This window comes from Chromobacterium sp. HL1 (genome assembly GCF_057418835.1).
Genome location: NZ_CP162399.1, coordinates 2,518,340 through 2,543,287 on the forward strand (window position 1 = coordinate 2,518,340; position 24,948 = coordinate 2,543,287).

Sequence of the window (24,948 nt, forward strand, 5' to 3'; positions counted from 1 at the left end):
AAATCAACAATTAGTCCAAAGGGCAATAAGAACGCCAGGACGGACGCTGCGGAATCTTCGGCCCACGCGGCAATAACTGTCTACATTAGTACAAATACGCAAGCCGCACGGAGACAGCGATGAGCCCCGCCGCAGAGCCGGAATACCAAATCGTCGCCACGCTGCACTGCCCGGACGGCCTGTCGGTGCTGCTGGCCAGCCGCGACGGCGCGGCGCTGGCGCTGGTGGAGTCCGCGTCCGAGCTGCCGGACGCGCCGCCGCGTCCGGCCTTCCGCCATCCCTTGCTGCAAGCCTGGCAGGGCCAGGCCCGCCTGGACGGCAAACCCTACGCCGTCTATCGGCAGGACACGCTGCAGCCCTTGCGTCTGAAGGCGCTGGCCGCGCTGCCGCTGGCCGAGCGCATCGGCCTGGCCTGCGACATCCTGGAGCCGCTGATCCACCTGCACGCCAGCGGCAAATGCCTTGGGCGGCTCTATCCCGAAACCGTGCTCGCCGACATCCACCAGCGCGTCGCGCTGCTGGGCGAACACGCCTGCCAGGCCTTGAACCCGGAACGGCTGCGCCAAGAGCTGTCTCAGGCCGAACAACTGCTGCGCTGGCTGATCAGCGCCGGCGCGCCGGCGCGGGACTGCGATCCGGAGCTGGAGCAATGGCTGGACGCGCTGCGCGACCCGGCGGCCGACGCCGGCGCCTGTCGCCGCGCGCTGGCCGGGCTGCAGGACTGGCTGGCCCGCCATCAACGCTTCAACCGCCAGGAAGGCGGCCGCGCCGCACTGGACCACTTGCTGCAACGCATGCGCCACGCGCCGGACTTTCCGGCGCTGTCCCAGGCCATCGCCGCCATCAACAAGAGCAACAACGCCGACAGCGAGCGCCTGCAAGCGCTGTCCAGCGCCATCCTCAAAGACGTGTCGCTGACCAATAAGCTGCTGAAAGTGGTGAATTCCGCCAATTTCAGCCAGTACGGCGGCGCGGTCAGCACCATCTCGCGCGCCATCGTGATCCTGGGCTTCGACACCATACGCAATCTGGCGCTCAGCCTGCTGCTGTTCGAACACCTGCACAACCGCGCCCACGCCGACGAGATCCGCGACGTGGCGATCAAGACCTTGTTCACCGGCCTGCTGGCCCGCTCGCTGGCGCCGGCCTGCGGTGTGCGCGAGGCGGAAGAAGCCTTGATTTGCGGCATGCTGCAAAACCTGGGCGAACTGCTGTGCGTCAACTACTTCCGCGACGAGTACCGGCAAATCCAGACGCTGATCTCCGCCGGCGCCGGCGTCGACCAGGCCGCGCACCAGACGCTGGGCGCCCATTACGCCGACCTGGGCGCCGCCACCGCCGCCTTGTGGCGTTTTCCGGAACGGATTCTGACCGGCATGGAACCGATGCCGGCCGGCGCGGTGCGCCAGCCGCAAACCGGCGAGATGCGGATGAAGGCGCTAAGCTCGCTGTGCCGCGAACTGGTCTGCCAACTGACCCAGAGCGGCATCGACCAGGCCGACGCCAGCCGCAAACTGCTGCAACGCTACAGCCGGGCGCTGGCGCTGGAGTGGGTGCCGCTGGAACGGGAACTGGCGCAGGCGCAAACCCAGCTCACCGCCTATCTGGCGGAACTGGGCCCGGAAGCCGGCCAAGGGCCGCGCTCGCAGGCCTTGCGCCAGGCCAGGCTGGACAAGAGCGCGCCGCCGCCCAGCCCCGCCGCGCCGCCGCCGCCCGCGCCGGACCCCACCCGGCTGCAGGCCACCGCCGGCTCCGCCGGCCGGATCGCCGTGCTGTCCGCCGGCGTGCAGGACATCACCAACACCCTGCTGGGCGATTACAAACTCAACGACCTGCTGCGCATCATTCTGGAAACCATGTACCGCGGACTGGGCTTCGACCACGCGCTGATCTGCGCGCGCAGCGGGGCCGATCTGCCGCTGCAGGCGCGCTTCGGTTTCGGCGAAAAAGTGGAGTTGCTGCTGCCGGCGCTGCGCGCCGACATCGACAGCGGCGACAGCCTGTTCCGCAAGGCGCTGGAACGCAACGCCGACATGCTGATAGACGACATCGACGCGCCGGCCATCGCCCAGCACATCCCGGCCTGGTTCCGCCAGATGGGCGTCGCCCATACCTTTGTGCTGCTGCCGCTGTCCTTGGACAAACGCAAGCTGGGCATACTCTACGGCGACCGCCGCCAGGCGGGCTCGCTGGCCATCGCGCCGGAGCAGCTCAGCTTGCTGAAGACGCTGCGCAATCAGGCCTTGCTCGCCATCCGCCAGCAGCCCGCGCGCTAAGAAGCTATTTACGATCTGCTGCGCGTCGTGAGACGTGGCACGGTGAGTACCGCTTCGAAATGCTCACGCCCCCCTTGTACACTCCGCTTTCTCAGCTGCAACGCTTTGTTCCGCTCTGGCTCGCGAGGGGTTGACCCGGCGCTAAACCACCTCGCCGGCGAAACCGTCCAAGGCCTCCAGCAGGTGATCGATGTCGGCGAACTCCGCGTCCGGACACAGCAGCAACATATTGTGGAAGGGCGTGATCAGGAAACCGCGGTTGAGCAGGTAAAGATGGATCACCCGCTCCAGCTCCTCGTCCAGCATCGCCCCCGCCTCGCTGCCGTTGCGCGGCGGACGCGGGGAAAACTGGAACTCGCAGCGCGCGCCGACGCGGCTCACGCACCACGGCAGCCGCCAGCGTTCTATCCAGTCCTGCAAGCCGTCCGCCAGATGCTGGGCCAGCGCGAACATCCGCTGATAGGCGGCGTCGCTCATCACCTCGGCCAGGTTGGCGCGCATCGCCGCCGCGGCCAGCATATTGCCGCTCAAGGTGGTGCCGATGCCGGAATGACCGGGCGCGGCCGCGCGCTTGGCGCGCTGCGCCCGCTCCGCCAATTCCGCGCTGAACCCATAGACCGCGCACGGCAGGCCGCCGCCCAGCGGCTTGCCCAACACCAGCGCGTCCGGCTTCAGGCCGTAGGCCGCGCCGTAGCCGCCCGGCCCGCTGCTGATGGTGTGGGTTTCGTCCAAGAGCAAATAGCTGCCGTAGCGGCGGATCAAATCCTGGGCCTCGCTCCAGTAACCGGGATCCGGCAACACCATGCCGATATTGGTCATCACCGGCTCGGCCAGCACGCAGGCCGCCCGCTCGTCGCTGAGGGCCCGCTCCAGCGCTTCCAGATCGTTGAACTCCACCACCCGGGTATGCGCGGCCGGATCGTGGACCTGACCCAGCAGGCTGGCGCGCCGCCTGGGCCGGCCGTCGACCAGATCGACGAAGGCATCATCCACCGTGCCGTGGTAACAGCCGTTGAACACGACGACCTGGTCCCGGCCGCTGGCGGCGCGCAGCCAGCGCAGCGCGAAGCGGTTGGCGTCGCTGGCGCTGAGGGCGAACTGCCAGTGCGACAGGCCGAAGCGCCGCGCCAGTTCCTCCGCCACCCAGACCGCGTCCGGCGACGGCAGCATGGCGGTCAGGCCGCGCGCCGCCTGTTCGGCGATGGCGCGCGCCACCGGCTCCGGCGAATGGCCGAACATCGCGCCGGTGTCGCCCAGGCAGAAATCCAGGTATTCATGGCCGTCCACGTCGCGCAGCCGCGCGCCCCGGGCCTCTTCCACATAGAGATTGAAGGGAGTGGACCAGTCCGCCATCCAGTGCAAGGGCGCGCCGAACAGCAAATGCTCGCCGCCGGCGGCGGACAGCTGCCGCGAACGCGGGCGCCGCTCGGAAAACATCGCCAGTTCCTGCCGGTGCAAGGCCTGGGCCTTGTCGAAATCGATGCCGTGACGCAAAGCCATGAAGCTCTCCTTGAAGGGGAAGACTGCGCGTCAGTATATCCAGATGCCGTCGACGGCGGCAGCGGCACCGGCCCTCCCCGGCACAAGGAACAGCCTGAATGCGACGAAGCCCGGCCGAGGCCGGGCTTCGTCAGCGCCGCGATGGCGGCTTTACAAGGGCAGATGGCCTGCCAGAGCGTTGATTTTTTGCAGCGCGCGGCGGAAGCGGCTGTGAGCGCGGGACACGGTGGACTCGCTGATGTCCATTTGCTGGGCGGCGAAGTAGCCGGTCATGCCCTCCACCTCCATCAGCCACACCGCTTCGCGCGAGCGTTTTTTCAGGCCGATCAGATCGGCCACCTGGTTGAAATCGTCAAGCTTCATCGCGCTGTTCTCCTCAGGCGTTCGCCTTCGCATCATGACAATCCATGCAGTGGGCGGCTTTCTCGACAATGACGTGGCCGCGCGTTTCGCGCGACATTACCAGTATAGGGGCTTGCAAAAAAAATGCAGGCAGCGCTCCGTGTAAACACGCAGTCGCCACCTATTGCGCTGGCGTGGACGCAACAGGCTTCAAGCCTGCCGCATCCAGCGCAGCACGCCGCCGGCGGCGGCGCGCCCGGTGGAGAAGCAGGCGGTCAGCAGATAACCGCCGGTGGGCGCTTCCCAATCCAGCATCTCGCCTGCGCAGAACACGCCGGGCATCGCCTGCAACATCAGATTGTCGTCCAGCGCGCCGAAGGTCACGCCGCCGGCGGTGCTGATCGCCTCGTCCAGCGGCCGCGGCGCCAGCAAGCGCAACGGCAAGGCCTTGATGCCCTCAGCCAGCTTGGCGGGGTCGTTGAACACGTCCTTGTCCAGGCATTCGCGCAGCAAGCCCATGCGCACGCCCTTCAGACCCAAGCGGCTTTGCAAATGGCTGGACATCGAACGCGAACCCCGCGGCCGCGCCACCTCGCCCAGAATGCGCTGCAAGCTCCAGTCCGGCATCAAGTCCAGATAACACAAGGCCGCGCCGCTGCGCGCGATTTCGTCGCGGATGGCGCCGGAGCAGGCGTAAATCAGATTGCCCTCCACGCCGCCGGCGGTGATGACGAACTCGCCGCGGCGGCTGAACGGATGACCGACGGCCGGATGGAACTGCAAAGTCACCGATTTCAACGGCGCGCCGGCGAACTTGTCGGCGAAATACTCGCTCCAGCCGGCGTCGAAGCCGCAGTTGGACGGCTGCAGCTTGGACACCTCCACGCCGCGCTCCCGCAGCATCGCCGCCCAGCTGCCGTCCGAACCCAGCTTGCGCCAGCTGCCGCCGCCCATGGCCAGCACCACGGCGTCGGCCTCGGCCAGGCGCTCGCCGTCCGGCGACGACAGCCGCAGGCGGCCGCGCTCGTCCCAGCCCAGGAAACGATGGCGCACGTGGAAGCTCACTCCCGCCTCGCGCAAGCGCGTCAGCCAGGAGCGCAGCAGCGGCGCCGCCTTCATTTCCTTGGGAAACACCTTGCCGGAACTGCCGATGAAGGTTTCTATGCCCAGGCCGTGCACCCAGGCGCGCACATGCTCGCCGTTGAACACGTCCAGCATGGGCCGCAACTCGGCGCTGTGAGCGCCGTAGCGCTGCACAAAGCTGGCGTGGGGCTCGGAATGGGTGATGTTCATGCCGCCCACGCCGGCCAGCAGGAATTTGCGGCCGACCGACGGCATCGCGTCGTAGACATCGACCCGCACGCCCGCCGCCGCCAGTTGCTCGGCGGCGGCCAGGCCGGCCGGCCCGCCGCCGATGATGGCTACGCGGCGTCCGCTTGTGTCACCCATATACTGCGCTCCTTGAAATCCATGGTGAAGAATGCGCCCAAACTGCGGCGAGGGCGGGATTTTCACAGAAAACCGCCGCAAACCCAAGCCTAATCGTTTTAACTATAAGTTTGATTTAAACCAACATTCCTACGTCATCAAATCACTACCATCGCGCTGCGACCCATTTCAATAAACCTATAGCGGCAATCGCGCGATTCTACAAACACACCGGGAGAACGGACCCTCCGTCCGCACACGCATGCGCAAATTTTCCGATTGGCCGATCTGGCTGAAACTGACCATGGCGGTATGGTGCTGCCTGGTCCTGGCCTGGAGCGGGCTGATTGCCTGGGAAACCAGCGTCAGCCGGGACATCGCCGTGGAACAGGCGCAAGACCTGGCCCACAGCATGAATGAAATGACCATGGCCGGGCTCACCGGCATGATGATTACCGGCACCGTGGGCCAACGCGACGTTTTTCTGGACCAGATCAAGGAACTGTCCGCGGTGCGCGATCTGAGGGTGATCCGCGCCCCGGCCGTCAGCAAGCAGTTCGGCCCCGGCAACGCCGGCGACAAGAATCTGAACGGCGACGCGGTGGAGCAACAGGCGCTGCGGGACGGCAAGCCTCATATCCGGATTGAATCCACGCCGGCGCTGGGCGAACATCTGCGCGTGGTCTATCCGGCGCTGGCCTCGCGCAACTATCTGGGCAAAAACTGCATGATGTGCCACCAGGTGGCGGACAAGACGCCGCTGGGCGTGGTCAGCATGCGCGTCTCCCTGGAGAAGCCTTACGCCTCGGTCAGCCGTTTCCGCGATCAGAGCATTCTGTTCGCCATCCTGGCTTCCCTGCCCCTGATGGCGGTGGTCTTCCTGCTGGCGCGCCGCCTCGTCACCCGCCCGCTGCAGGCGATGTCGGCCGGGCTCGCCGAACTGGCCCAGGGCGAAGGCGACCTGACGCGACGGCTGCCGGTGCGCAGCCGCGACGAAATCGGCGACACCGCCTTGCGCTTCAACCAGATGCTGGCCGCCATCGCCGAGCTGGTGCGCCATGTCGGCGCCTCCGCCGGCGCGGTGTCGCAGTCCTCGCGCCAGTTGGCCGACGGCGCCGCCCACCTGGCGGAAAGCTCGCACAGGCAAAACCGCCAGTCCCAGTCCGCCGCCGGCGCGGTGGAGCAGCTGGCCAGCCATATCGGCGAAATCGCCGGCAAGGCCGAGGACGTCAGCGCCGAAGCCGACCAGAGCCTGCAACGCTCCGAAGACGGCCGCGCCAGCCTGAGCCAGCTGCAACGCGAAGTCAGCCAGGTGGAGCAGGCGGTGCGGCTGATGGCGCAGGCGGAAACCGAGCTGGCCAGTTCCACCTCCAGCATCACCAATATGACCAAGGAAGTGCGCGAGATCGCCGAACAGACCAATCTGCTGGCGCTGAACGCGGCGATCGAGGCCGCGCGCGCCGGCGAACAGGGCCGCGGCTTCGCGGTGGTGGCCGACGAGGTGCGCAAGCTGGCGGAGAAATCGGCCCGCTCCGCCAGCGAGATCGACGCCGTGACCGGCGCGCTCAACCAGAAAACCGACGCGGTGCGCGCCGCGGTCAACGCCGGCCTCAGCTCGCTGGCCGCCAGCCGCCAGTCCGCCGACAGCGTGTCCAGCGTGCTGGACGCCGCCAATCAATCGGTGGCCGAGGTGCGCCAGGGCCTGCGCCAGATCGTCGCCGTCACCGAGCAGCAGCGCGCCGCCAGCCAATCCGTGACCGGCAGCATAGACGCCATCGCCGAAATGGCGCAGACCAACGATCAGGAGATCGGCCAAACCGTGAACGCCGCCGAACAACTGGAACAATTGGCCCAGCGGCTGACGGAATCGGTGTCGCGCTTCACCGTGTGAATCCAACTCCATGGAGCCGCCAGTCAATTTCGGCCCCGTTCGCGCGGGGCCTCCGCCTTCTTGCGGGCTGGAGCCGAAATAAATCCGCCGGCGGCGGATATCCGATTTGGCCGTTGGCCGCCGGCCTGTTACACTCGCAGCCCGATACCGTAATACGCCAAGTCATTGTGAAAAAAGCCGCTTTCTCCACCCTGCCCCTGTCCGCCGCCCTCTTGTCCAATCTGGACAGCCTGGGCTACCACAGCATGACCGCCATCCAGGCGGCCAGCCTGCCGGCCATCCTGGACGGCCAGGACCTGATCGCCCAGGCCAAGACCGGCAGCGGCAAGACAGCGGCTTTCGGACTCGGCATCCTGGCGCGCTTGAACCCGCGCTGGTTCGGCGTGCAAGCGCTGGTGCTCTGCCCCACCCGTGAGCTGGCCGACCAGGTAGCGCAGGAAATCCGCCGGCTGGCGCGCAGCATAGACAATGTCAAAGTGGTTACCCTGACCGGCGGCAGCCCGATGGGCCCGCAAATCGGCTCGCTGGAACACGGCGCCCACATCGTGGTGGGCACCCCCGGCCGGCTGCAGGATCACCTGTTCCGCGGCTCGCTGAATCTGTCCGGCGTCGGCACCCTGGTGCTGGACGAGGCGGACCGCATGGTGGACATGGGCTTCATCGAGGAAATCGTCGGCATCGTGCGCGCCTGCCCGCGCCAGCGCCAGACGCTGATGTTCTCCGCCACCTATCCGGAAAACATCCGCAAGATCAGCGCCCAATTCATGCGCCGGCCGCAGGAAATCCAGGTGGAGTCGCTGCACAGCGGCGAACGCATCGAACAATGGTTCTACAAGATCAAGCCGGAACAGCGGCTGGAAACCGTCACCACCATACTGCGGCACCTACGCCCGACGTCCGCGCTGGCCTTCTGCAACACCAAGGAACGCTGCAAGGAGCTGGTGCGAGACCTGCAGGCGCGCGGCTTCAGCGCGCTGGCGCTGTACGGCGACCTGGAGCAGCGCGAACGCGACCAGATCCTGCTGCGCTTCGCCAACAAGAGCGCCACCGTGCTGGTGGCCACCGATGTCGCCGCGCGCGGCCTGGACATCAAGGAACTGGACCTGGTCATCAACGTCGACGTCACCCATGATCCGGAAATCCACATCCACCGCATCGGCCGCACCGGCCGCGGCGAGGCGATGGGTCTGGCGCTGACCCTGACCGCCGACAACGACGACAAGCGGCTGGCGCTGATCGAAAGCTATCAGCAGGCGCCGCTGACCTGGGCCAAGCTGGAACAGCTGACCCCGGCCCCCGGCGGCCCGCTGCTGCCGCCGATGGTCACGCTGGAAATCGCCGGCGGCAAGCGCGAAAAACTGCGCCCCGGCGACATCCTCGGCGCGCTGACCGGCGACGCCGGCTTTAGCGGCGCCCAGATCGGCAAGATCAGCATCTTCGAATTCGCCAGCTTCGTCGCGCTGGACCGCGCCATCGCCGAGCAGGCGCTGGAGCGCTTGTCCGCCGGCAAGATCAAGGGCAAGCAGTTCAAGATGCGCCTGATTTGAACGACGACGCGCCCCCGGCCCGACAAGCACTGCCGGGCCGGGGGCGTTTTTGCTAGAATACGTCTCATTAGCCGCAGACACGCACATCACCAGAATCCCATGAGCATCCAACTGAAAAACGCCCAAGACATCGAAAAGATGCGGATCGCCGGCCGCCTGGCGTCGGAAGTCCTCGACTACATCACCCCCTTCATCAAGCCCGGCGTCACCACCGAAGCCATCGACAAGCTGTGCCACGACTACATCGTCAATGAGCAGGGCGCGATCCCGGCGCCGCTGAACTACGCGCCGGACGGCCACAATCCCTACCCCAAATCCGTGTGCACCTCGGTCAACCACGTGATTTGCCACGGCATCCCGAACGACAAGCCCCTGAAGAGCGGCGACATCATGAATCTGGATGTCACCGTGATCAAGGACGGCTACCACGGCGACACCAGCCGCATGTACCACGTCGGCAACGTCAGCGAACACGCCCGCCGCCTGTCCCGCATCACTTACGAATGCATGTGGCGCGGCATCGACAAGGTCAAGCCGGGCGCCACGCTGGGCGATATCGGCTACGCCATCCAGCAGCACGCGGAAAACTCCGGCTACAGCGTGGTGCAGGAATTCTGCGGCCACGGCATCGGCACCAAATTCCACGAGGAGCCGCAAGTGCTGCACTACGGCCGCCCCGGCACCGGGCTGGAACTGCAGGCCGGCATGATCTTCACCATCGAGCCCATGATCAACCAGGGCAAGCGCCACCTGCGCATGCTGGGCGACGGCTGGACCGTGGTCACCAAGGACCGCAGCCTGTCCGCGCAATGGGAGCACACCGTGCTGGTCACCGACAGCGGCTACGAGATCCTGACCCAGTCCGCGGGCACGCCGCCCAAGCCCGGCAAATAAGCCGGAAACGCCATCCCCAGCCCGGCGCCGCCGGGCTTTTTCACGCCCATGCCCGCGCCATCCGCCGCGACGCGACTTTACCCAAAACCCGGCTTGCCCTGCCCCGCGCGCTTTCTTACACTGAAGAAGTGAAACCACATCCAGCGGGAGCCGGCCATGGCACTGACCATCAATAGCAATCTGAGCGCGCTGCAGGGGCAGAACCAGCTGAACCAGACCCAGAAAGCCAAAGACAAGCTGCTGGCTCAACTCTCGGCCGGCAAGACCACCAACAACGCCGCCAACAATCCGGCCAACGCCGCCATTTCCGAAGCGCTGCTGGCCCAGATCAACGGCAACAATCAGGCGATCAACAACGCCAACGACGGCATCTCGCTGGCGCAAACCGCCGACGGCGCGCTCAATCAGCTGCAAAGTAATACCCAGCAAATCCAGGAGCTGGCGATCCAGGCCGGCAACGGCGCGCTCAGCTCCAGCAACCGCCAGGCGCTGCAACAGCAGGTGGACCAGCTGACCCAGGCCAACTCCGCCATCGTGCAAAGCACCGAATTCAACGGCACCCCGCTGCTGAACAGCAACGCCTCCACCACCTTCCAGGTGGGCCCCAACGGCAGCGCGGACAACCAGGTGAACATCTCCGGCGTCAATCTGTCCGCCGCGCCGGCCAGCGGCGGGCTCAACAGCTACAACGCCAATCTGAACGCCACCGGCACCATAGACATCAGCACCCAGGCCGGCGCGCTGGCCGCGCAGCAAAGCACCAACGCCGATCTGAACACCCTGGCCAACACCCGCAGCACGCTGGGCTCGATCAGCAACCGTTTCGAGGCCAGCATCAACAATCTGCAAACCGCCTCGGTCAACACCGCCGCCGCCAATAGCCGGATCAGCGACACCGACTTCGCCGCCGCGACGGCGCAGCTGGCGGCCAAACAGATCCTGGGGCAAACCGGCCTCGCCGCCCAGGCTCAGGCCAATGTCGGCCCGCGCGCGGCGCTGTCCCTGCTGGGCTAAAGCGCGAGGCCGGGGCTCCCCCCGGCCCAAAGCCCAGTATTAGCGGCGATTGCGCCGCCAAGCCTTGTTACACGCGGTTACAAGCGATATCATTGGCACACACGCTTTTCGCGCACTAAATCATCGGGCACCCTGCGGTGCCCTTTGTCTATCTGAAGGAGTTGCATATGTCGACAAGCCCGGCCATCACGGTGTCCTCTCTGGACTATGAGCGCCTCGCCGCGCTGCTGGAGGATTGCGAGAGCGGCCACCCCACCGCGGCCGCGCTGGAAGCCGAGCTGGAGCGCGCCGATGTGGTGGAGCCCGCCGCCATGCCCGCCGGCATCATCACCATGAACAGCTGCGCGCGGGTCAAGCTGGACGACGCCCAGGAAAAAACCCTGACCCTGGTCTACCCGCGCGAAGCGGACAGCGAACAGGGCAAGATCTCGGTGCTGGCGCCCATCGGCGCCGCGCTGCTCGGCCTCTCCGCCGGACAGAGCATAGATTGGCCGACGCCGGCCGGCAGCATCCGCCTGAAGGTGTTGGAAGTCACCTACCAGCCAGAAGCCGCGGGCGAACTGCACCGCTGATAAAAAAAACCGGCCATCGCATGGATGACCGGTTTTTTTGCGCCAGGGCCTGACGACGCCCTACCAACAGCGCTGAATCGTCTGCGCCAGCTGCACCAGGCGGCCATGGAAGAAATGGCCGGCGCCGGGAAACACCACCACCGGCAAACCTTGCGGCCGCGCCCATTCCATCACCGCGGACAGCGGAATCACCTCGTCCTCCTCGCCGTGAATCACCAGCGCATCGGCCGGCACCTCCGGCGTCGGCGTTTCGTACTTGCCCACCGCCACGCCCATCAGCAGCAATTTGTCCGACGCTATGCGCGCGCGGGTGCGCGCCGCGACGAAGCCGCCGAAGGAAAAACCGGCCAGCGCCAGCGGCAGATCGCCCTGCTCGCGGCGCGCGTGTTCCACCACGGCGATCACGTCCTCCACCTCGCCGATGCCGTAATCGTGCTGTCCCTCGCTGTCGCCCACGCCGCGCAGATTCGGGCAGTAGCAGACATAGCCCAGCTGCGACAAGGCCTTGGCCGCGGTCTGCACCACCTTGTTGGTGTTGGTGCCGCCCTGCAGCGGGTTGGGATGGCAGATCACCGCAATGCCGCGCGCCTCGGCCTGGGCCGCCACCACGATGGTTTCCAGACCGCCGGCGGGCCCGGCCACCACTTGCTTGTTCATCGCCTTCAACATCAGATCTTCAACCTTTCCACCACGCGCCCGCCCACCATGTGCTCGGCGACGATTTCGTCGATGTCTTCCTTGTCGACGAAGGTGTACCAGGTCTCCTCCGGATACACCACCATCACCGGGCCGTCGTCGCAGCGCCCAAGACAGCCCGCCTTGTTGACGCGGATCTTGCCCTCGCCGGCCAGGCCCAGGGCCTTGACCTTGTCCTTCATATAGCCCAGCAGTTCGCTGGCGCCGTGATTATTGCAGCAATCCTCGCAGCCGGCGCGCTGATTACAGCAGATGAATACATGCTTGTCGAAAAAGCTCATGGAATGCCTCGTATGCTCACAGAACCATCTTAGAACGTGTTTACGATCTCGCGGGCCAAGGCGAGACAAGGCGAAAACGGTTGAGAAAGCGGAGTGTACAGACGGTACATGAGCATTTCGAAACCATTTTCAACGCCGTATCGCCGACGCGCAGCAGATCGTAAACAGGTTCTTAGGAGTCGCTGTCCGCCCAACCGCTGACGCCCAGCGTGGCGGCGTTGTCGAACTTGGCGTACTTGCCGACGAAGGCCAGCCGCACCGCGCCGGTGGGACCGTTACGGTGCTTGCCGATGATGGCCTCGGCCAGGCCCTTCACTTCCTGGTTCTCCGGGTTGTAATACTCTTCCCGGTACATGAAGACGATCAAGTCGGCATCCTGCTCGATGGCGCCGGATTCTCGCAAGTCCGACATCATCGGCCGCTTGTTGGGACGCTGCTCCACCGCCCGCGACAGCTGGGACAGCGCGATCACCGGCACCTGCAGCTCCTTGGCCAGGCCTTTCAGGCCGCGCGAAATCTCGCCCAGCTCGGCGGTGCGGTTGTCGCCGCGGCCCGAGCCCGACATCAGCTGCAAGTAGTCGATCACGATCAGACCCAGCTTGCCGCCGTGCTGGCGCGCCAGACGGCGCGCGCGCGCGCGCACTTCCAGCGCGGTCAGCGCCGCGGTTTCGTCGATGTACATCGGCGCCTCGGACAGCTTGCCTATCGCGTAAGTCAGCTTCTGCCAGTCGTCGTCGCCCAGCTTGCCGGTGCGCAGCGTGTGCTGATCCAGCCGCCCCACCGAACCCAGCATACGCATCACCAGCTGCGTGCCGCCCATCTCCATCGAGAACACCGCCACCGGCAGATGCTGCTCCACCGCCACGTGCTCGGCGATATTCATCGAGAACGCGGTCTTGCCCATGGACGGACGTCCGGCGACGATGATCAGATCGCCCGCTTGCAGGCCCGAGGTCTTGGCGTCCAGATCAATGAAGCCGGTGGGCACGCCGGTGACCTCGTCCGGGTTCTCCCGGCTGTAGAGCATGTCGATGCGCTCCACCACCTCTTTCAACAGGCCCGGCATTTCCAGGAAACCCTGCTTGGACTTGGCGGTGGATTCGGCGATCTGGAACACCTTGCCCTCGGCCTCGTCCAGCAGCTGCGAGGCGTCGCGCCCCATCGGCGCGTAGGCGGCCTCGGCGATCTCGGTACCCACCAGCGCCAGCTGGCGCATGATGGAGCGCTCGCGCACGATCTCGGCGTAGCGGCGGATATTGGCGGCGGACGGCGTGTTCTGCGCCAGCGTGGCCAGATAGGACAGGCCGCCGATATTGCCCAGCTCGCCGTTCTTGTCCAGGCTTTCGGAAACGGTGACCACGTCGGCCGGACGCGCCAATTCCACCAGCCTGGCCACGTGTTTGTAGATCAGCCGGTGGTCATGGCGGTAAAAGTCCGCCTCGGACACCACGTCGGCGATCTTGTCCCAGGCGCTGTTGTCCAGCAACAAGCCGCCCAGCACCGATTGCTCGGCTTCGATCGAATGAGGCGGCGTGCGGATCGCCGCCATCTCGCTGTCAAAATTCTCGTACGATTCAGTCATGTAGACTCGGAGTGATGGCGCGGCCTGGCCGCGCGAATGAAGCAAGCCTGGATCAGGCAAAACCCGATTTTAACCCGAAACCGCCACTCGCTGAGCATGCGTTGACAAGCGCCCCGCGCGGCCCCAGCATCGAAGCTTCGTTCATCTGGAGCCGCCATGACGCCCACCGCCCTCGTCCAAAGACAACTCGACGCTTACAACCAACGCCAGCTGGAGCCCTTCCTCGCCGTCTACGCCGACGACGTGACGGTGTACCGGCTGCCCGGCGCGGAACCCAGCCTGCGCGGCAAAGCCGCCCTGAGAGATTTCTACGCCGGCCAACGCTTCAACTTGCCGGACCTGCACGCCGAACTGGTCAAACGCATCGAGTTCGGCAACAAGGTAATCGACCACGAACGCGTTAGCGGCGTGGCCGAGCAGCCCTTCGAAGTGGCGGCCGTCTATGAAATCATCGACGGCAAGATCCAGAACGTGTGGTTTCTGGCGGCGGACTAAGAACCTGTTTACGATCTGCTACGCGTCGGCGATACGGCGTTGAAAACATCTTCAAAATGCTCATGTACCGTATGTACACTCCGCTTTTTCAGCCGTTTTCGCCTTGTCTCGCCCTTGCTCGCGAGATCATAAACAGGCTCCAAGATCAGCAATGCATCCCGGCCACATAGCCTGACGACCAGGCCCACTGGAAATTGTAGCCGCCCAGCCAGCCGGTGACGTCCACCACCTCGCCGATGAAGAACAGGCCGGGCACCGCGTTGGCCATCATGGTCTTGGACGACAGCGCCTTGGTCGACACCCCGCCCAGCGTCACCTCGGCCTTTTTATAGCCTTGCGTGCCGTTGGGCTTGACCCGCCAGCCGTGCAAGCGCTCGGCCAGCTGCTGACGCTGCTTGGGCGACAAGTCCTTCAGCCGCTTATTGCAGCCCTCGCGCTCAAGCCAGGCCTCGGCGAAGCGCTTGGGCCAGCCGAACTCGGCCAGCGCGTTGGCGATAAGCTGCTCGCTGCCCGCCTTTTGCTCCAGCCAGGCCGCGGCGTCCGCGTCCGGCAGCAGGTCCAGTTCCAGCGTCATGCCCGGCTGCCAATAGGACGACACTTGCAGAATGGCCGGGCCGGACACGCCCTTGTGAGTGAATAACACGTTCTCGCGGAAGCGCCCCTTGCCGGCGCGCGCTTCCACTTCCAAAGACACGCCGGCCAACGGCGCGAACGCTTCCGCGTCCTCCACATGAAAGGTCAGCGGCACCAGGGCCGGCGTCAGCGGCGTCAGCTCCAGGCCGAACTGTTCGGCCAACTGGTAGCCGAACGGCGTCGCGCCGATCTGCGGGATGGACAAACCGCCGGTCGCCACCACCAGCGACGCCGCGCGAAAAACGCCGGCGCCGGTCTCCAACGCGAAACCGTCCGCGTCCCGGCTCACCCGCAGAACCTGCGCCTCCATGCGCCGGTCCACCCCGCCCAGCCGGCACTCCTCGTCCAGCATGGCGATGATGCGTTCGCTGCCGTCGTCGCAGAACAGCTGGCCCAGCTTTTTCTCGTGATAGCCGATGCCGTGGCGCTCGACCATGGCGATGAAATCCTGCGGCGTGTACTGCGCCAGCGCCGAACGGCAAAAATGCGGATTGGCCGACAGATAACAGTCGAAACGGGCGTGGAGATTGGTGAAATTGCAGCGGCCGCCGCCGGAAATGCGGATCTTCTCGGCCAGCTTGCGCGCATGGTCCAGCAAGAGCACGCGCCGGCCGCGCTGGCCCGCGGTGGCCGCGCACATCAGGCCGGCGGCGCCGGCTCCAATGACAATAACATCATACTGCAATGGCGTTCATCCTTACTTTACTTTTTTAGTCAACTATTGGCGACCAGCGGCTTAATCCAGTAAACTTGCGGCTAAAGCATCCGCTTATGCGGCTTACTTTCTCAACAAGGAGAGCATAATGGAACACAAACTGCCGGAACTGCCGTACGCGCTGGACGCGCTTGCCCCGCACATTTCCAAGGAAACCCTGGAATTCCACTACGGCAAGCATCATCAGACCTACATCACCAACCTGAACAACCTGGTCAAGGGTACCGAGTTTGAAAACGCCTCCCTGGAAGAGATCGTGAAGAAATCCTCCGGCGGCATCTTCAACAACGCGGCCCAAGTTTGGAACCACACCTTCTACTGGCTGGGCTTCGCCCCCAACGCCGGCGAAGAGCGCAAGCCCACCGGCGCGCTGGCCGACGCCATCAACGCCAAATGGGGTTCCCACGACGAATTCAAGAAAGCCTTCACCCAAACCGCCATCGGCACCTTCGGTTCCGGCTGGGCCTGGCTGGTGAAGAACACCGACGGCTCGCTGGACCTGGTATCCACCAGCAACGCCGCCACCCCGCTGACCACCGACAAGAAGCCGCTGCTGACCTGTGATGTGTGGGAGCACGCGTATTATATCGATTACCGCAACAGCCGCCCGAACTATCTGGACAGCTTCTGGAAGCTGGTGAACTGGGACTTCGTCGCCAAGAACTTCGCCTGATTCGACGCTGCCTGACAGCCTGATGCAAAAGGGACCTCCGCGGTCCCTTTTTTGTCGCCCTCGCGCCATGGCCTCTCAGGTTTTTACGCCCTGCATCCGCTGCCGCAAGGCCGCCACCGCGCGCAGGGCGAAGGCGTAAATGGACAGCTGCGGATTGGCCCCCACGCTGCTGGGAAACACCGAACCGTCCACCACGGTCAGATTGTCCAGTTGCCAATGCCGCCCCCATTCGTCCACCACCCCGGACTCGGCGTCGCCCGACATCGCCAAGCCCCCCATCACATGAGCGCTGACCACCTTGGCCAGCAAGGGCTTGAGCGTCAGCCCCGCAATCATGCCCCGGGCCTCGCCCCAGCTGCGGGCCAGGCCGGCCTGCTCGTGCACCGTCAGCACCTGCCTGGCGCCGGCCGCGAACTGGATCTCGGCCATGCTCAACCAGGCGCGGCGCGCGCCCTCCCACAAGACCTCGTTCAAGGGATAGTCCAGCTCCGGCGAACCATCGCCGCGCAAGCGCACCTGGCCGCCGCGGCTTTCCGGATGAAAACCGTCGCGCAACAAGGCCAGCGTCGCGTGCAGATGCGGCAAGCGCCGCAGCAAGGCCGGCTGCGCCGCGCCGAAGCCGGGAAAGGTGATGCCGGCCAGCAAGGGATGGATGGGCGGCACCTCCAGCTTGTAGCCCAAGGGGCCGTCCAGCGCGTGAACATGCATGAAGTGATCACTGTACACCGTCTGCGGCGCGCCGTTGAACGGCTCCACCGGTTCCGGCATCAAGGCCGCCGACAGCAGCACCGGATGCAGAAAGGTCCGCGTCCCGGTATGGCCGCCCGGATCGATCAGGCCGCTGCGCAGCAGGATGGCCGGCGAACCGATGGCGCCGGCGGCCAGCACCACCTGAGCCGCCTTCACCTTGAAGCGGCGCCCGGTTTCCCCCACCCCGTCCGCCGCCAGAAAACGTCCTTCCAGCCCTTCCAGCCGGGTTCTGGCGGCATTGGCGCGCAGCCGGTCCACCCGCGCCCGGCTGATCAGCCTGGCGCCATGCTCCAGCGCGGCGGGAATCGCCGTCACCAGCATGGACTGCTTGGCGTTGGTGGGGCAGCCCATGCCGCAATAACCCAGGTTCCAACAGCCGCGCACATTGCGGCGGATGCGCGCATGGGCGATGCCCAAGGCCGCGCAGCCGCGGGCCAGCGCCGCGTTGTTGGGGTTCGGGTCCGGCAGCCAGTCGGCGATGCCCAGCCGCGCCTCGGCTTGCTCGAACCAGGGCCGCATCGCCTCCTCGCCCACGCCGCTCAAACGGTGGCGCTCCCGCCACCAGTTCAGCGTGTCCGGCGGCGTGCGGAAGGAACTGGTCCAGTTGACCACGGTGCTCCCGCCCACGGCCCGGCCCTGCAGGATGGAAATCCCCTTGTCCGCCGTTTTGCGACAGGCGGACTCCTGATACAGCTCCGGGTAGGCCTTGGCTTCCAACAGACGAAAATCGCGCGAGCTGTACAGGCCGCCCTCCTCCAACAGCAGCACGTCCAACCCGGCCGCGGCCAATTGCTCGGCCGCCATGCCTCCGCCGGCGCCGCTGCCGACGATGACCACATCGGCCCTCAGCTCCAGATCGGGCAGGCTCGCGCCGTCCAGCGCCTTCCAGCCCGCGGCGACGCCGGCGGCCACCGGATCGGGTATCGTCGCGCGGCTCACGGCAGCATCTCCATCACCGCCGCCGGCTGCCGATAGCCCAGCGCCGGCCAACTGGCCGGATTGCCGTACCAGGCCGCGTTCAGCAATTGGTGCAAGGCCTGATAGCCGCTGCGCAGCAAGGGAAAAACGCTGCCGCGCCAGCGCCGCAGAAAGGCTTCGATGTCCTCGACCGACGCCTGCCGCCACGGCGCGGACACTCCGGCGATCCAGCGCCGCCCCCAGGGGTTGCCGAGCAAATCCAGCAATTGACGCAGTTCGGCCCGCATCGCCGGCGGCAAGCCGGCCACCGCGCGGTCCACGCCGCGCACCACGTCCTCGGGCGGCGCAACGCCCGCCCCCAAGACGCCCGGGGCGATCGCCGCCAGCAACTGGGCGTCCCGCGGCGTCAAGGCGCGCAGCTTCAAGGGCTTGGCCCAGTCCTCGGCCGGGCCGTCCGGCTGCGGCGAGGCCAACAAAGTGGCCAGCGCCAAGGCCGCGGCGCCGCCCAGACCGGTTTTGAGCAATTGGCGGCGGCTCAGCATCTCAGCGCAGCATCCACTTCAACAGCCGCTCCACGCCGGCGCCATAAGGCGCGCGCGTCAAGGCGGTGCCGGCCCAGCGGCTTTGCCGGAACACCGGCTTGAGCTTGGAGAAGGCCATAAAGCCCTCCTTGGCGTGGCAATGCCCCATCCCGGACGGGCCGACGCCGCCGAAAGGCAAATCCTCCTGCACCACCTGCAGGGCGATGTCGTTGATCGCCACCCCGCCCGACACGGTTTCGCGCAAGGTTTTCTCTATGCGCAGCGCATCCCGGTCGAACAGATACAAGGCCAGCGGCCGCGGCCGCGCGTTGACGTAGGCCAGCGCCTCGTCGAATTTGTCGTAACTCAGCACCGGCAGAATCGGCCCGAAAATCTCCTCCCGCAACAAAGTCGCGTCTTCCGGGCAGCCCTGCACCAGGGTCAGCGGGAATTTGCGGCTGGGCCGCCAGTCCTCCGCCGCCGGGTTGATCTGCTCCACCTCGGCGCCGGCCGCGCGCGCCTCCTCCAGCCACTGCAACAGGCGCTGGCAATGACGCTCGTTGATGATGGCGCTGTAATCGGGATTGTCCGCCAGCGTCGGATAGGCGCGCCGCGCCGCGCCGCGCAACTCGTCCAGCAAAGCCTCGCGGTCCTTATCGTTGACCAGCACATAGTCCGGCGCCACGCAGGTCTGGCCGGCGTTCAGCATCTTGCCGGCGACGATGGCCTCGGCCGCGTGACGCAGATCGGCGCCCCGGGCGACGATGACCGGCGATTTGCCGCCCAGCTCCAAGGTCACCGGCGTCAGATTCTCCGCCGCCGCGCGCATGACGTGACGGCCCACCGCGGTGGAGCCGGTAAAGAACAGATGGTCGAAAGGCAGCCGGCTGAAGTCTTGGGCCAGTTCGGCGTCGCCGTTGACCACGACCATCACCTCCGGCCCCAGGTAGCGCTCGGCCAGGCGCTGCAACAGCGCGCCGGTTGCCGGCGTGTATTCCGACATCTTCACCATCACCCGGTTGCCGGCCGCCAAGGCGGACACCACCGGCCCCAGCGCCAGAAACAAGGGATAGTTCCACGGCACCAGCACGCCGATGACGCCCAAGGGCTGCGGCATCACGCTATTGCCGGCCGGCTGGAACCACATAGACACCCCGCGCCGTTCCGGCCGCATCCAGCGCCGCAGCCGCCGACGCGCGTAACGTATGGCCTCCAGCGAGGGAAACAGCTCGGCCAGCCGGGTTTCCACCGCGCTGCGGTGGCCGAAGTCCTGGCTGATGGCGTCGACGAAAGCCTGGCGGTTGTCCTGCAACATGCTCTCCAGGCGCTTGAGCCAATCCTGGCGCTGCTCCAGCGGCGGAAACGCTGAAGCCCGGCTAAGGCGGTACAGGCGGGAAAACTCCGCTTGCAGATGATCATCCCGGCAAATGGGCATGGCGGCGGCATTCATTGTATTATCCTTAGGATAGCAGTATCCGAACGATTGTTTAGAGCCGTGACTCTAAAACAAGAATATCATCGCCCACCCACGCTGTCACCCTCTAGCCGCGCCATGTTGATCGATTTTTTTTACGCCCTGCGCGAGGCCGGCCTGCCGGTCACGCTGAAAGAATTCCTCACCTTGCTGGAGGCGCTGCAAAAACGCGTCGCCTTCGGCGATCTGGACGCGTTTTACTATCTGGCGCGCACCGCGCTGATCAAGGATGAGAAACACTTCGACCGTTTCGACCAAGTGTTCGGCAGCCATTTCAAAGGCCTGTCGCTGGCGCTGGACGAACTGAAAACCGGCATCCCGGAAGACTGGCTGCGCAAGCAGGTGGAAAAACACCTGTCCGAGGAAGACAAGCGCCGCCTGGAAGCGCTGGGCTGGGAGCAGTTGATGGACACCCTGCGCCAGCGGCTGCAAGAGCAGCAGGAACGGCACCAGGGCGGCAATAAATGGATAGGCACCGGCGGCACCAGCCCCTTCGGCGCCTTCGGCTACAATCCGGCCGGCATCCGCATCGGCCAGCATGAGTCGCGCCATCGCCGCGCGGTGAAAGTGTGGGACCAGCGCGAATTCCGCAATTTCGACGACTCGGTCGAGCTGGGCACCCGCAATCTCAAGATCGCGCTGCGCCGGCTGCGCGAGTTCGCCCGCGACGGCGCCGAGGAAGTGCTGGATCTGGACGCCACCATCGCCGCCACCGCCGGCAAGGCCGGCATGCTGGACCTGCGCATGCAGCGCGAGCTGCGCAACGCGGTCAAGGTGCTGGTGCTGTTCGACATCGGCGGCTCGATGGACGACCACGTCAAGGCCTGCGAGGAACTGTTCTCGGCGGTGAAGTCCGAGTTCAAGCACCTGGAGTATTTCTACTTCCACAACTGCGTCTACGAAGCGGTATGGAAGGACAACGCCCGCCGCCACACCCAGACCCTGCCCACCTGGGACCTGATCCATACTTTCGGCGGCGATTACAAACTGATCATCGTCGGCGACGCCACCATGAGCCCCTATGAGATCAGCTATCCGGGCGGCAGCGTGGAACACATGAACCAGGAGGCCGGGGAAGTCTGGCTGCGCCGCCTGCTCGCTCACTTCAAGCACGCAGCCTGGCTCAACCCGGTGCCGGAAGCGCACTGGGACTACACCCAATCGCTGCACATGCTGCGACAACTGATGTCCGGGCGCATGTACGGGCTGACGTTGCAAGGCATTGATCAGGCGATGCGGGTGCTGAAGCGCAGCGCGCCTTGAATTTTAACTTTCCGACACAAATTATTACTTGAGCTTGCGGCGGCTTGTGTTCCAGAATGAAATCACAGGGGGCCGCCATAGACGACTTTGCTTCCAGGCCGGTTGGCCGGCAATCGTCTTCACCAACAAGTTCGTACTCAAGCCTCGGGGAGCCATGCCATGGAAATTTTGCTTTTATTCGCCCTCATCGCCGCTGTGGTCGTCGTCGCCAAGATGTTGAGCGGCCCGGTGGAAGACCAGGACCAACTGGCTCCGATCCGCATTCGCAACGATCAGGACCAGCGCCGTCGCTGACCCCCGTCCACGCATAAGAAACGAAAAAGCGCGCCGCTAGGGCGCGCTTTTTTCATGCGGCGACACGCGGATCAGAACTCGCGCTGCGGCACCAGCACCGTCCGGTTGCCGTTGCTTTCCATCGGGCTGACGATGCCCGCCGCTTCCATTTCCTCGATCAGCCGCGCGGCGCGGTTATAGCCTATGCGCAGATGGCGCTGCACCGATGAAATAGACGGCTTGCGGGTGCGCATCACGATTTCCACCGCCTCGTCGTACAGCGGGTCGCTTTCCGTCGCCGCCTGCGCCTTGGCCGTGGCCGCGGCGGACTCCTCCTCCGCCTCGCTCTCGCCGGTCAGCAGGCCTTCCACGTAATCGGGCTCGCCGAACTGCTTCAGATGCTCGACAATGGCGTGCACTTCGTCGTCGGTGACGAAGGCGCCGTGCACGCGCTGCGGATAGCCGGTGCCCGGCGGCAGGAACAGCATATCGCCCTGGCCCAGCAGGCTTTCCGCGCCCATCTGGTCCAGAATGGTGCGGCTGTCCACCTTGCTGGACACCTGGAAGGCGATCCGCGTCGGGATATTGGCCTTGATCAGACCGGTGATCACGTCCACCGACGGCCGCTGAGTGGCCAGGATCAAATGGATGCCGGCGGCGCGCGCCTTCTGCGCCAGCCGCGCGATCAATTCCTCGATCTTCTTGCCGGCCACCATCATCAGATCGGCGAACTCGTCCACCACCACTACGATGAAGGGCAGCGCCTCCAAGGGCTCCGGCGTTTCCGGCGTCAGGCTGAACGGATTGCCGATGCGCTGCCCCATGGCTTCGGCCTCGCTCACCTTGTCGTTGTAGCCGGCCAGATTGCGCACGCCCAGCGCGCTCATCAGCCGGTAGCGGCGCTCCATCTCGCCCACGCACCAGTTCAAGGCGTTGGCTGCCAGCTTCATATCGGTGACCACCGGAGCCAGCAGATGCGGGATGTCGTTGTACACCGACAGTTCCAGCATCTTGGGATCTATCATGATGAAGCGCACTTCGTCCGGCCGCGCCTTGTACAGCATGGACAAAATCATCGCGTTGACGCCCACCGATTTGCCGGAACCGGTGGTGCCGGCCACCAATAGATGCGGCGCCTTGGCCAGATCCATCGCCACCGGCTGGCCGGTGATGTCCTTGCCCAAGGCCAGGGTCAGGCGAGAACGCGGCTGCTGGAACACTTCGGAGGAGAAGATCTCGGACAAACGTATCATCTGGCGCTTGGGATTGGGCAGCTCCAGACCCATGCAGGTTTTGCCGGGTATGGTTTCCACCACCCGGATCGCGGCCAGGCCCAGCGCGCGCGACAAATCCTTCATCAGATTGACCACCTGATTGCCGCGCACGCCCACCGCCGGCTCCACCTCGTAACGGGTGATCACCGGGCCGGCGTAAGCGTCCACCACGCTGACCTTGACCTTGAACTCGGCCAGCTTTTCCTCGATGACGATGCCGCGCTCCAGCAACTCCTCCTCCGAGCACGTCACCGTCGCCTCGTCCGCCGGGCGCAGCAAATCCAGCCCCGGCAAACCGTAATCGTCGTATACCGGCCGCGGCTTGGCTTCCGCTTTGGCTTCCGGCGTCGCCGCCTGCTCCACCTCGGCCTGCGCCTGCCGCGCCCATGCCTCGGGCGCCTCCGGCGCCGGCTCGGCGTCCCAGGGCGGACGAAGCTCGGCCAAGACTTCCGCCGGCTTCGCTTCCGCCGCCGGCGGCTCGATCAAGACCCAGGGCATGGGCTTGGCCGCCAGCTGCCGCGCCGCGGCCGCCGCCGAAGGCGGCTCTTCCGCCGGCAACACCGCCTGCTGCACCACCGCGGGCTTTTCATCCTCCTGCACCAGAACCGAGCGCGTTTGCGGCCAGCGCCACGGCGCCGGCTCCGGCGGCCGCGTCGGCTCCGCTTCGTCTACGGTCTGCGGAACGGAAACCGGAACCGGGTCGATAAGCGGCAACGCCGCCTCGTCGGCCGCGGGAGCCGGCAGCGCGGCCTCGGCCGGCGGCGGCACCCATTCCTGCTCGGACCTGGGCTCCACGTCAAGCAGAAACGCCGGCGCGGCGGGCTCGACCGGCGCGAATACCGGCGACGCCGGCTCCGACGACGGGGCCTGGGCCTCGTCCTCCGGCCTAGGCGGCGCGATCTCCGCCATCGGCGCGGACATCTCCTCGAACGCCACCACTTCGGGCTCGATCAACGGCGGCGCCGGTCGCGCCTGCGCGGGCGGCGGAGACAGCCAGCCGTGATGCGCGGGCCGCGCGCTGGCCGGCAATTCATGCCGCACCACGGGCGGCGGCACGATTTGCGGCTCCTCCGCCTCTTGCGGCTTGAGCGCCTGGGGGCGAATCACGAAAGCTTGAGACGCGGCCATGGTTTTGCCGCGCTTGGAATGGATGTGGCGCAACTGCTCGCGCACCTCGCTGGGCTCGATCACCGGCAAGGCGGACGCGCCCTGATCCTTGGCGCTCTGCGTCAGAACCCGGGAGGCCTGGCGGCGACGGTAATCCGACTGCAGATTATGTTGCAGCTCATGCAGGCCGATCACCGGCAGATCCTTGGCCTGTTCTTGCTCGGCCGACGGCTGGCGCACGCGCTTGCGGTATTCGCGGGACAGTTCCAGCGTCGGCAGTTCCGGCTTGGCCTGCGGCGGCGCGGCCGGCCGTTTCGGCAAGACTACGGTTTCGCGTTCGACGGCGGCCGGCGGCGCTTCGCGTTCAGGGGACGGCTGCGGCGCGGACGGTCTGACCGGCTCCGGCTCGGCTGAAGCGGGAGACGCGTCGCGGGGCACGATCGGCTCGATCCGAGAACGGCTCCACGCCTCCGCGGCGTGCGGCCCGGCGTCGGTCTCCTCCGCGAAGTAGTCCGGCTCATGACGCTCCGTCGGCGACATGCCCAACAAGCGATCCAGCTTTTGGGTCCATTCGGACAAGACGACGCGACCGGTATACACCAGCCAAGCCAGCGCACCCAGCACCAACAGCAGCACACACAGCACAAACCACACAGTTCACAACCTCTGACGATGTCGAAAATTAACGGCCGGACCCGCACCCGCTGCGAGCCCGACTGCGGCGATTGTACCGTTTTTTATAGTGTTCGCGGCAGGCGCGCGCGGACGATGAGCGCCCAGGCGGAGAAAAAAATTAAGCCGCGGCATGATGCGGCGGCTTAATCCCTGT

General features: G+C 65.8%; 21 protein-coding genes. 10 read left to right on the top strand and 11 right to left on the bottom strand.

Annotated features, from left to right (window positions below):
- Nucleotides 1-119 precede the first annotated feature (119 nt).
- Nucleotides 120-2,276 (top strand): HDOD domain-containing protein, encoded by a 2,157-nt coding sequence (locus AB1Z25_RS11380; protein ID WP_486637293.1) that lies wholly within the window; start codon nt 120-122, stop codon nt 2,274-2,276.
- Nucleotides 2,277-2,417: 141 nt separating this feature from the next.
- Here the strand turns inward: AB1Z25_RS11380 and AB1Z25_RS11385 are convergent, their stop codons facing one another.
- From AB1Z25_RS11385 to AB1Z25_RS11395, 3 genes are all read right to left on the bottom strand, one after another.
- Nucleotides 2,418-3,776 (bottom strand): aspartate aminotransferase family protein, encoded by a 1,359-nt coding sequence (locus AB1Z25_RS11385; RefSeq protein ID WP_486637294.1) that lies wholly within the window; start codon nt 3,774-3,776, stop codon nt 2,418-2,420.
- 150 nt (nt 3,777-3,926) lie between these two features.
- Nucleotides 3,927-4,139 carry a sigma factor-like helix-turn-helix DNA-binding protein gene (locus tag AB1Z25_RS11390; protein WP_048415477.1) on the bottom strand — a complete coding sequence of 71 codons (213 nt, stop codon included), beginning with the start codon at nt 4,137-4,139 and terminating at the stop codon, nt 3,927-3,929.
- Between the two features lie 189 nt (nt 4,140-4,328).
- Nucleotides 4,329-5,567 (bottom strand): TIGR03862 family flavoprotein, encoded by a 1,239-nt coding sequence (locus AB1Z25_RS11395; protein WP_107798845.1) that lies wholly within the window; start codon nt 5,565-5,567, stop codon nt 4,329-4,331.
- Nucleotides 5,568-5,808: 241 nt separating this feature from the next.
- On the opposite strand from AB1Z25_RS11395, the gene AB1Z25_RS11400 reads away from it, so the two are divergent.
- The 5 genes from AB1Z25_RS11400 (at nt 5,809) to rnk (ending at nt 11,464) form a co-directional block, all read left to right on the top strand.
- Nucleotides 5,809-7,437, top strand: a complete 1,629-nt coding sequence (locus tag AB1Z25_RS11400) for a methyl-accepting chemotaxis protein (protein WP_107798844.1) — start codon at nt 5,809-5,811, stop codon at nt 7,435-7,437.
- Between the two features lie 167 nt (nt 7,438-7,604).
- The gene (dbpA, locus tag AB1Z25_RS11405) at nt 7,605-8,984 is read left to right on the top strand and encodes an ATP-dependent RNA helicase DbpA (protein WP_107801722.1); all 1,380 of its coding nucleotides are present in this window, start codon (nt 7,605-7,607) and stop codon (nt 8,982-8,984) included.
- Between the two features lie 99 nt (nt 8,985-9,083).
- Nucleotides 9,084-9,878: a type I methionyl aminopeptidase gene (gene map, locus AB1Z25_RS11410; RefSeq protein WP_048415481.1), complete on the top strand. Its 795-nt coding sequence runs from the start codon at nt 9,084-9,086 to the stop codon at nt 9,876-9,878.
- A 156-nt stretch (nt 9,879-10,034) separates the two neighbouring features.
- The gene (locus AB1Z25_RS11415) at nt 10,035-10,892 is read left to right on the top strand and encodes a flagellin N-terminal helical domain-containing protein (protein ID WP_486637295.1); all 858 of its coding nucleotides are present in this window, start codon (nt 10,035-10,037) and stop codon (nt 10,890-10,892) included.
- Between the two features lie 167 nt (nt 10,893-11,059).
- On the top strand, nt 11,060-11,464 hold the full coding sequence (gene rnk, locus AB1Z25_RS11420) for a nucleoside diphosphate kinase regulator (RefSeq protein WP_107798842.1): 405 nt from the start codon (nt 11,060-11,062) through the stop codon (nt 11,462-11,464).
- A 60-nt stretch (nt 11,465-11,524) separates the two neighbouring features.
- Here the strand turns inward: rnk and AB1Z25_RS11425 are convergent, their stop codons facing one another.
- The 3 genes from AB1Z25_RS11425 to dnaB form a co-directional block, all read right to left on the bottom strand.
- Nucleotides 11,525-12,133 carry an alpha/beta hydrolase gene (locus tag AB1Z25_RS11425; protein ID WP_253313622.1) on the bottom strand — a complete coding sequence of 203 codons (609 nt, stop codon included), beginning with the start codon at nt 12,131-12,133 and terminating at the stop codon, nt 11,525-11,527.
- Nucleotides 12,133-12,441, bottom strand: coding sequence for a (2Fe-2S) ferredoxin domain-containing protein (locus AB1Z25_RS11430; RefSeq protein ID WP_107798840.1), 309 nt, complete (start codon nt 12,439-12,441; stop codon nt 12,133-12,135). Before AB1Z25_RS11430 ends, AB1Z25_RS11425 begins: the two co-directional genes overlap by 1 nt.
- A gap of 172 nt (nt 12,442-12,613) precedes the next feature.
- Complete coding sequence (gene dnaB / locus AB1Z25_RS11435) at nt 12,614-14,023, bottom strand: replicative DNA helicase (protein ID WP_107798839.1); 1,410 nt, start codon at nt 14,021-14,023, stop codon at nt 12,614-12,616.
- 156 nt (nt 14,024-14,179) lie between these two features.
- On the opposite strand from dnaB, the gene AB1Z25_RS11440 reads away from it, so the two are divergent.
- A complete protein-coding gene (locus AB1Z25_RS11440) occupies nt 14,180-14,518 on the top strand; it encodes a nuclear transport factor 2 family protein (RefSeq protein ID WP_107798838.1) in 339 nt (112 codons plus the stop codon).
- Between the two features lie 145 nt (nt 14,519-14,663).
- Here AB1Z25_RS11440 and AB1Z25_RS11445 read toward each other — a convergent pair whose 3' ends face one another.
- The gene (locus tag AB1Z25_RS11445; RefSeq protein WP_107798837.1) at nt 14,664-15,836 is read right to left on the bottom strand and encodes a BaiN/RdsA family NAD(P)/FAD-dependent oxidoreductase; all 1,173 of its coding nucleotides are present in this window, start codon (nt 15,834-15,836) and stop codon (nt 14,664-14,666) included.
- A gap of 118 nt (nt 15,837-15,954) precedes the next feature.
- Here AB1Z25_RS11445 and AB1Z25_RS11450 point away from each other — a divergent pair, with 118 nt between their 5' ends.
- Nucleotides 15,955-16,539: a superoxide dismutase gene (locus tag AB1Z25_RS11450; RefSeq protein ID WP_107798836.1), complete on the top strand. Its 585-nt coding sequence runs from the start codon at nt 15,955-15,957 to the stop codon at nt 16,537-16,539.
- A 75-nt stretch (nt 16,540-16,614) separates the two neighbouring features.
- On the opposite strand, the gene AB1Z25_RS11455 is transcribed toward AB1Z25_RS11450, so the two are convergent.
- The 3 genes from AB1Z25_RS11455 to AB1Z25_RS11465 are packed head-to-tail and all read right to left on the bottom strand — an operon-like array spanning nt 16,615 to nt 20,178.
- A complete protein-coding gene (locus AB1Z25_RS11455; RefSeq protein WP_486637296.1) occupies nt 16,615-18,228 on the bottom strand; it encodes a GMC family oxidoreductase in 1,614 nt (537 codons plus the stop codon).
- On the bottom strand, nt 18,225-18,749 hold the full coding sequence (locus AB1Z25_RS11460) for a twin-arginine translocation signal domain-containing protein (protein ID WP_227103382.1): 525 nt from the start codon (nt 18,747-18,749) through the stop codon (nt 18,225-18,227). Before AB1Z25_RS11460 ends, AB1Z25_RS11455 begins: the two co-directional genes overlap by 4 nt.
- A gap of 1 nt (nt 18,750) precedes the next feature.
- Complete coding sequence (locus AB1Z25_RS11465; RefSeq protein WP_486637297.1) at nt 18,751-20,178, bottom strand: coniferyl aldehyde dehydrogenase; 1,428 nt, start codon at nt 20,176-20,178, stop codon at nt 18,751-18,753.
- A gap of 102 nt (nt 20,179-20,280) precedes the next feature.
- Here AB1Z25_RS11465 and AB1Z25_RS11470 point away from each other — a divergent pair, with 102 nt between their 5' ends.
- On the top strand, nt 20,281-21,465 hold the full coding sequence (locus AB1Z25_RS11470) for a vWA domain-containing protein (protein WP_486637298.1): 1,185 nt from the start codon (nt 20,281-20,283) through the stop codon (nt 21,463-21,465).
- Nucleotides 21,466-21,624: 159 nt separating this feature from the next.
- A complete protein-coding gene (locus AB1Z25_RS11475) occupies nt 21,625-21,759 on the top strand; it encodes a hypothetical protein (protein WP_019100128.1) in 135 nt (44 codons plus the stop codon).
- Between the two features lie 71 nt (nt 21,760-21,830).
- On the opposite strand, the gene AB1Z25_RS11480 is transcribed toward AB1Z25_RS11475, so the two are convergent.
- On the bottom strand, nt 21,831-24,773 hold the full coding sequence (locus AB1Z25_RS11480; RefSeq protein WP_486637299.1) for a DNA translocase FtsK: 2,943 nt from the start codon (nt 24,771-24,773) through the stop codon (nt 21,831-21,833).
- Nucleotides 24,774-24,948 lie beyond the last annotated feature (175 nt).

Bases quoted from the DNA above. Each gene is read 5' to 3' on its own strand.
- AB1Z25_RS11380 (WP_486637293.1), top strand. From the start codon at position 120: ATGAGCCCCGCCGCAGAGCCGGAATACCAAATCGTCGCCACGCTGCAC.
- AB1Z25_RS11385 (WP_486637294.1), bottom strand. From the start codon at position 3,776: ATGGCTTTGCGTCACGGCATCGATTTCGACAAGGCCCAGGCCTTGCAC.
- AB1Z25_RS11390 (WP_048415477.1), bottom strand. From the start codon at position 4,139: ATGAAGCTTGACGATTTCAACCAGGTGGCCGATCTGATCGGCCTGAAA.
- AB1Z25_RS11395 (WP_107798845.1), bottom strand. From the start codon at position 5,567: ATGGGTGACACAAGCGGACGCCGCGTAGCCATCATCGGCGGCGGGCCG.
- AB1Z25_RS11400 (WP_107798844.1), top strand. From the start codon at position 5,809: ATGCGCAAATTTTCCGATTGGCCGATCTGGCTGAAACTGACCATGGCG.
- map (WP_048415481.1), top strand. From the start codon at position 9,084: ATGAGCATCCAACTGAAAAACGCCCAAGACATCGAAAAGATGCGGATC.
- AB1Z25_RS11415 (WP_486637295.1), top strand. From the start codon at position 10,035: ATGGCACTGACCATCAATAGCAATCTGAGCGCGCTGCAGGGGCAGAAC.
- rnk (WP_107798842.1), top strand. From the start codon at position 11,060: ATGTCGACAAGCCCGGCCATCACGGTGTCCTCTCTGGACTATGAGCGC.
- AB1Z25_RS11425 (WP_253313622.1), bottom strand. From the start codon at position 12,133: ATGTTGAAGGCGATGAACAAGCAAGTGGTGGCCGGGCCCGCCGGCGGT.
- AB1Z25_RS11430 (WP_107798840.1), bottom strand. From the start codon at position 12,441: ATGAGCTTTTTCGACAAGCATGTATTCATCTGCTGTAATCAGCGCGCC.
- dnaB (WP_107798839.1), bottom strand. From the start codon at position 14,023: ATGACTGAATCGTACGAGAATTTTGACAGCGAGATGGCGGCGATCCGC.
- AB1Z25_RS11440 (WP_107798838.1), top strand. From the start codon at position 14,180: ATGACGCCCACCGCCCTCGTCCAAAGACAACTCGACGCTTACAACCAA.
- AB1Z25_RS11450 (WP_107798836.1), top strand. From the start codon at position 15,955: ATGGAACACAAACTGCCGGAACTGCCGTACGCGCTGGACGCGCTTGCC.
- AB1Z25_RS11460 (WP_227103382.1), bottom strand. From the start codon at position 18,749: ATGCTGAGCCGCCGCCAATTGCTCAAAACCGGTCTGGGCGGCGCCGCG.
- AB1Z25_RS11465 (WP_486637297.1), bottom strand. From the start codon at position 20,178: ATGAATGCCGCCGCCATGCCCATTTGCCGGGATGATCATCTGCAAGCG.
- AB1Z25_RS11470 (WP_486637298.1), top strand. From the start codon at position 20,281: ATGTTGATCGATTTTTTTTACGCCCTGCGCGAGGCCGGCCTGCCGGTC.
- AB1Z25_RS11475 (WP_019100128.1), top strand. From the start codon at position 21,625: ATGGAAATTTTGCTTTTATTCGCCCTCATCGCCGCTGTGGTCGTCGTC.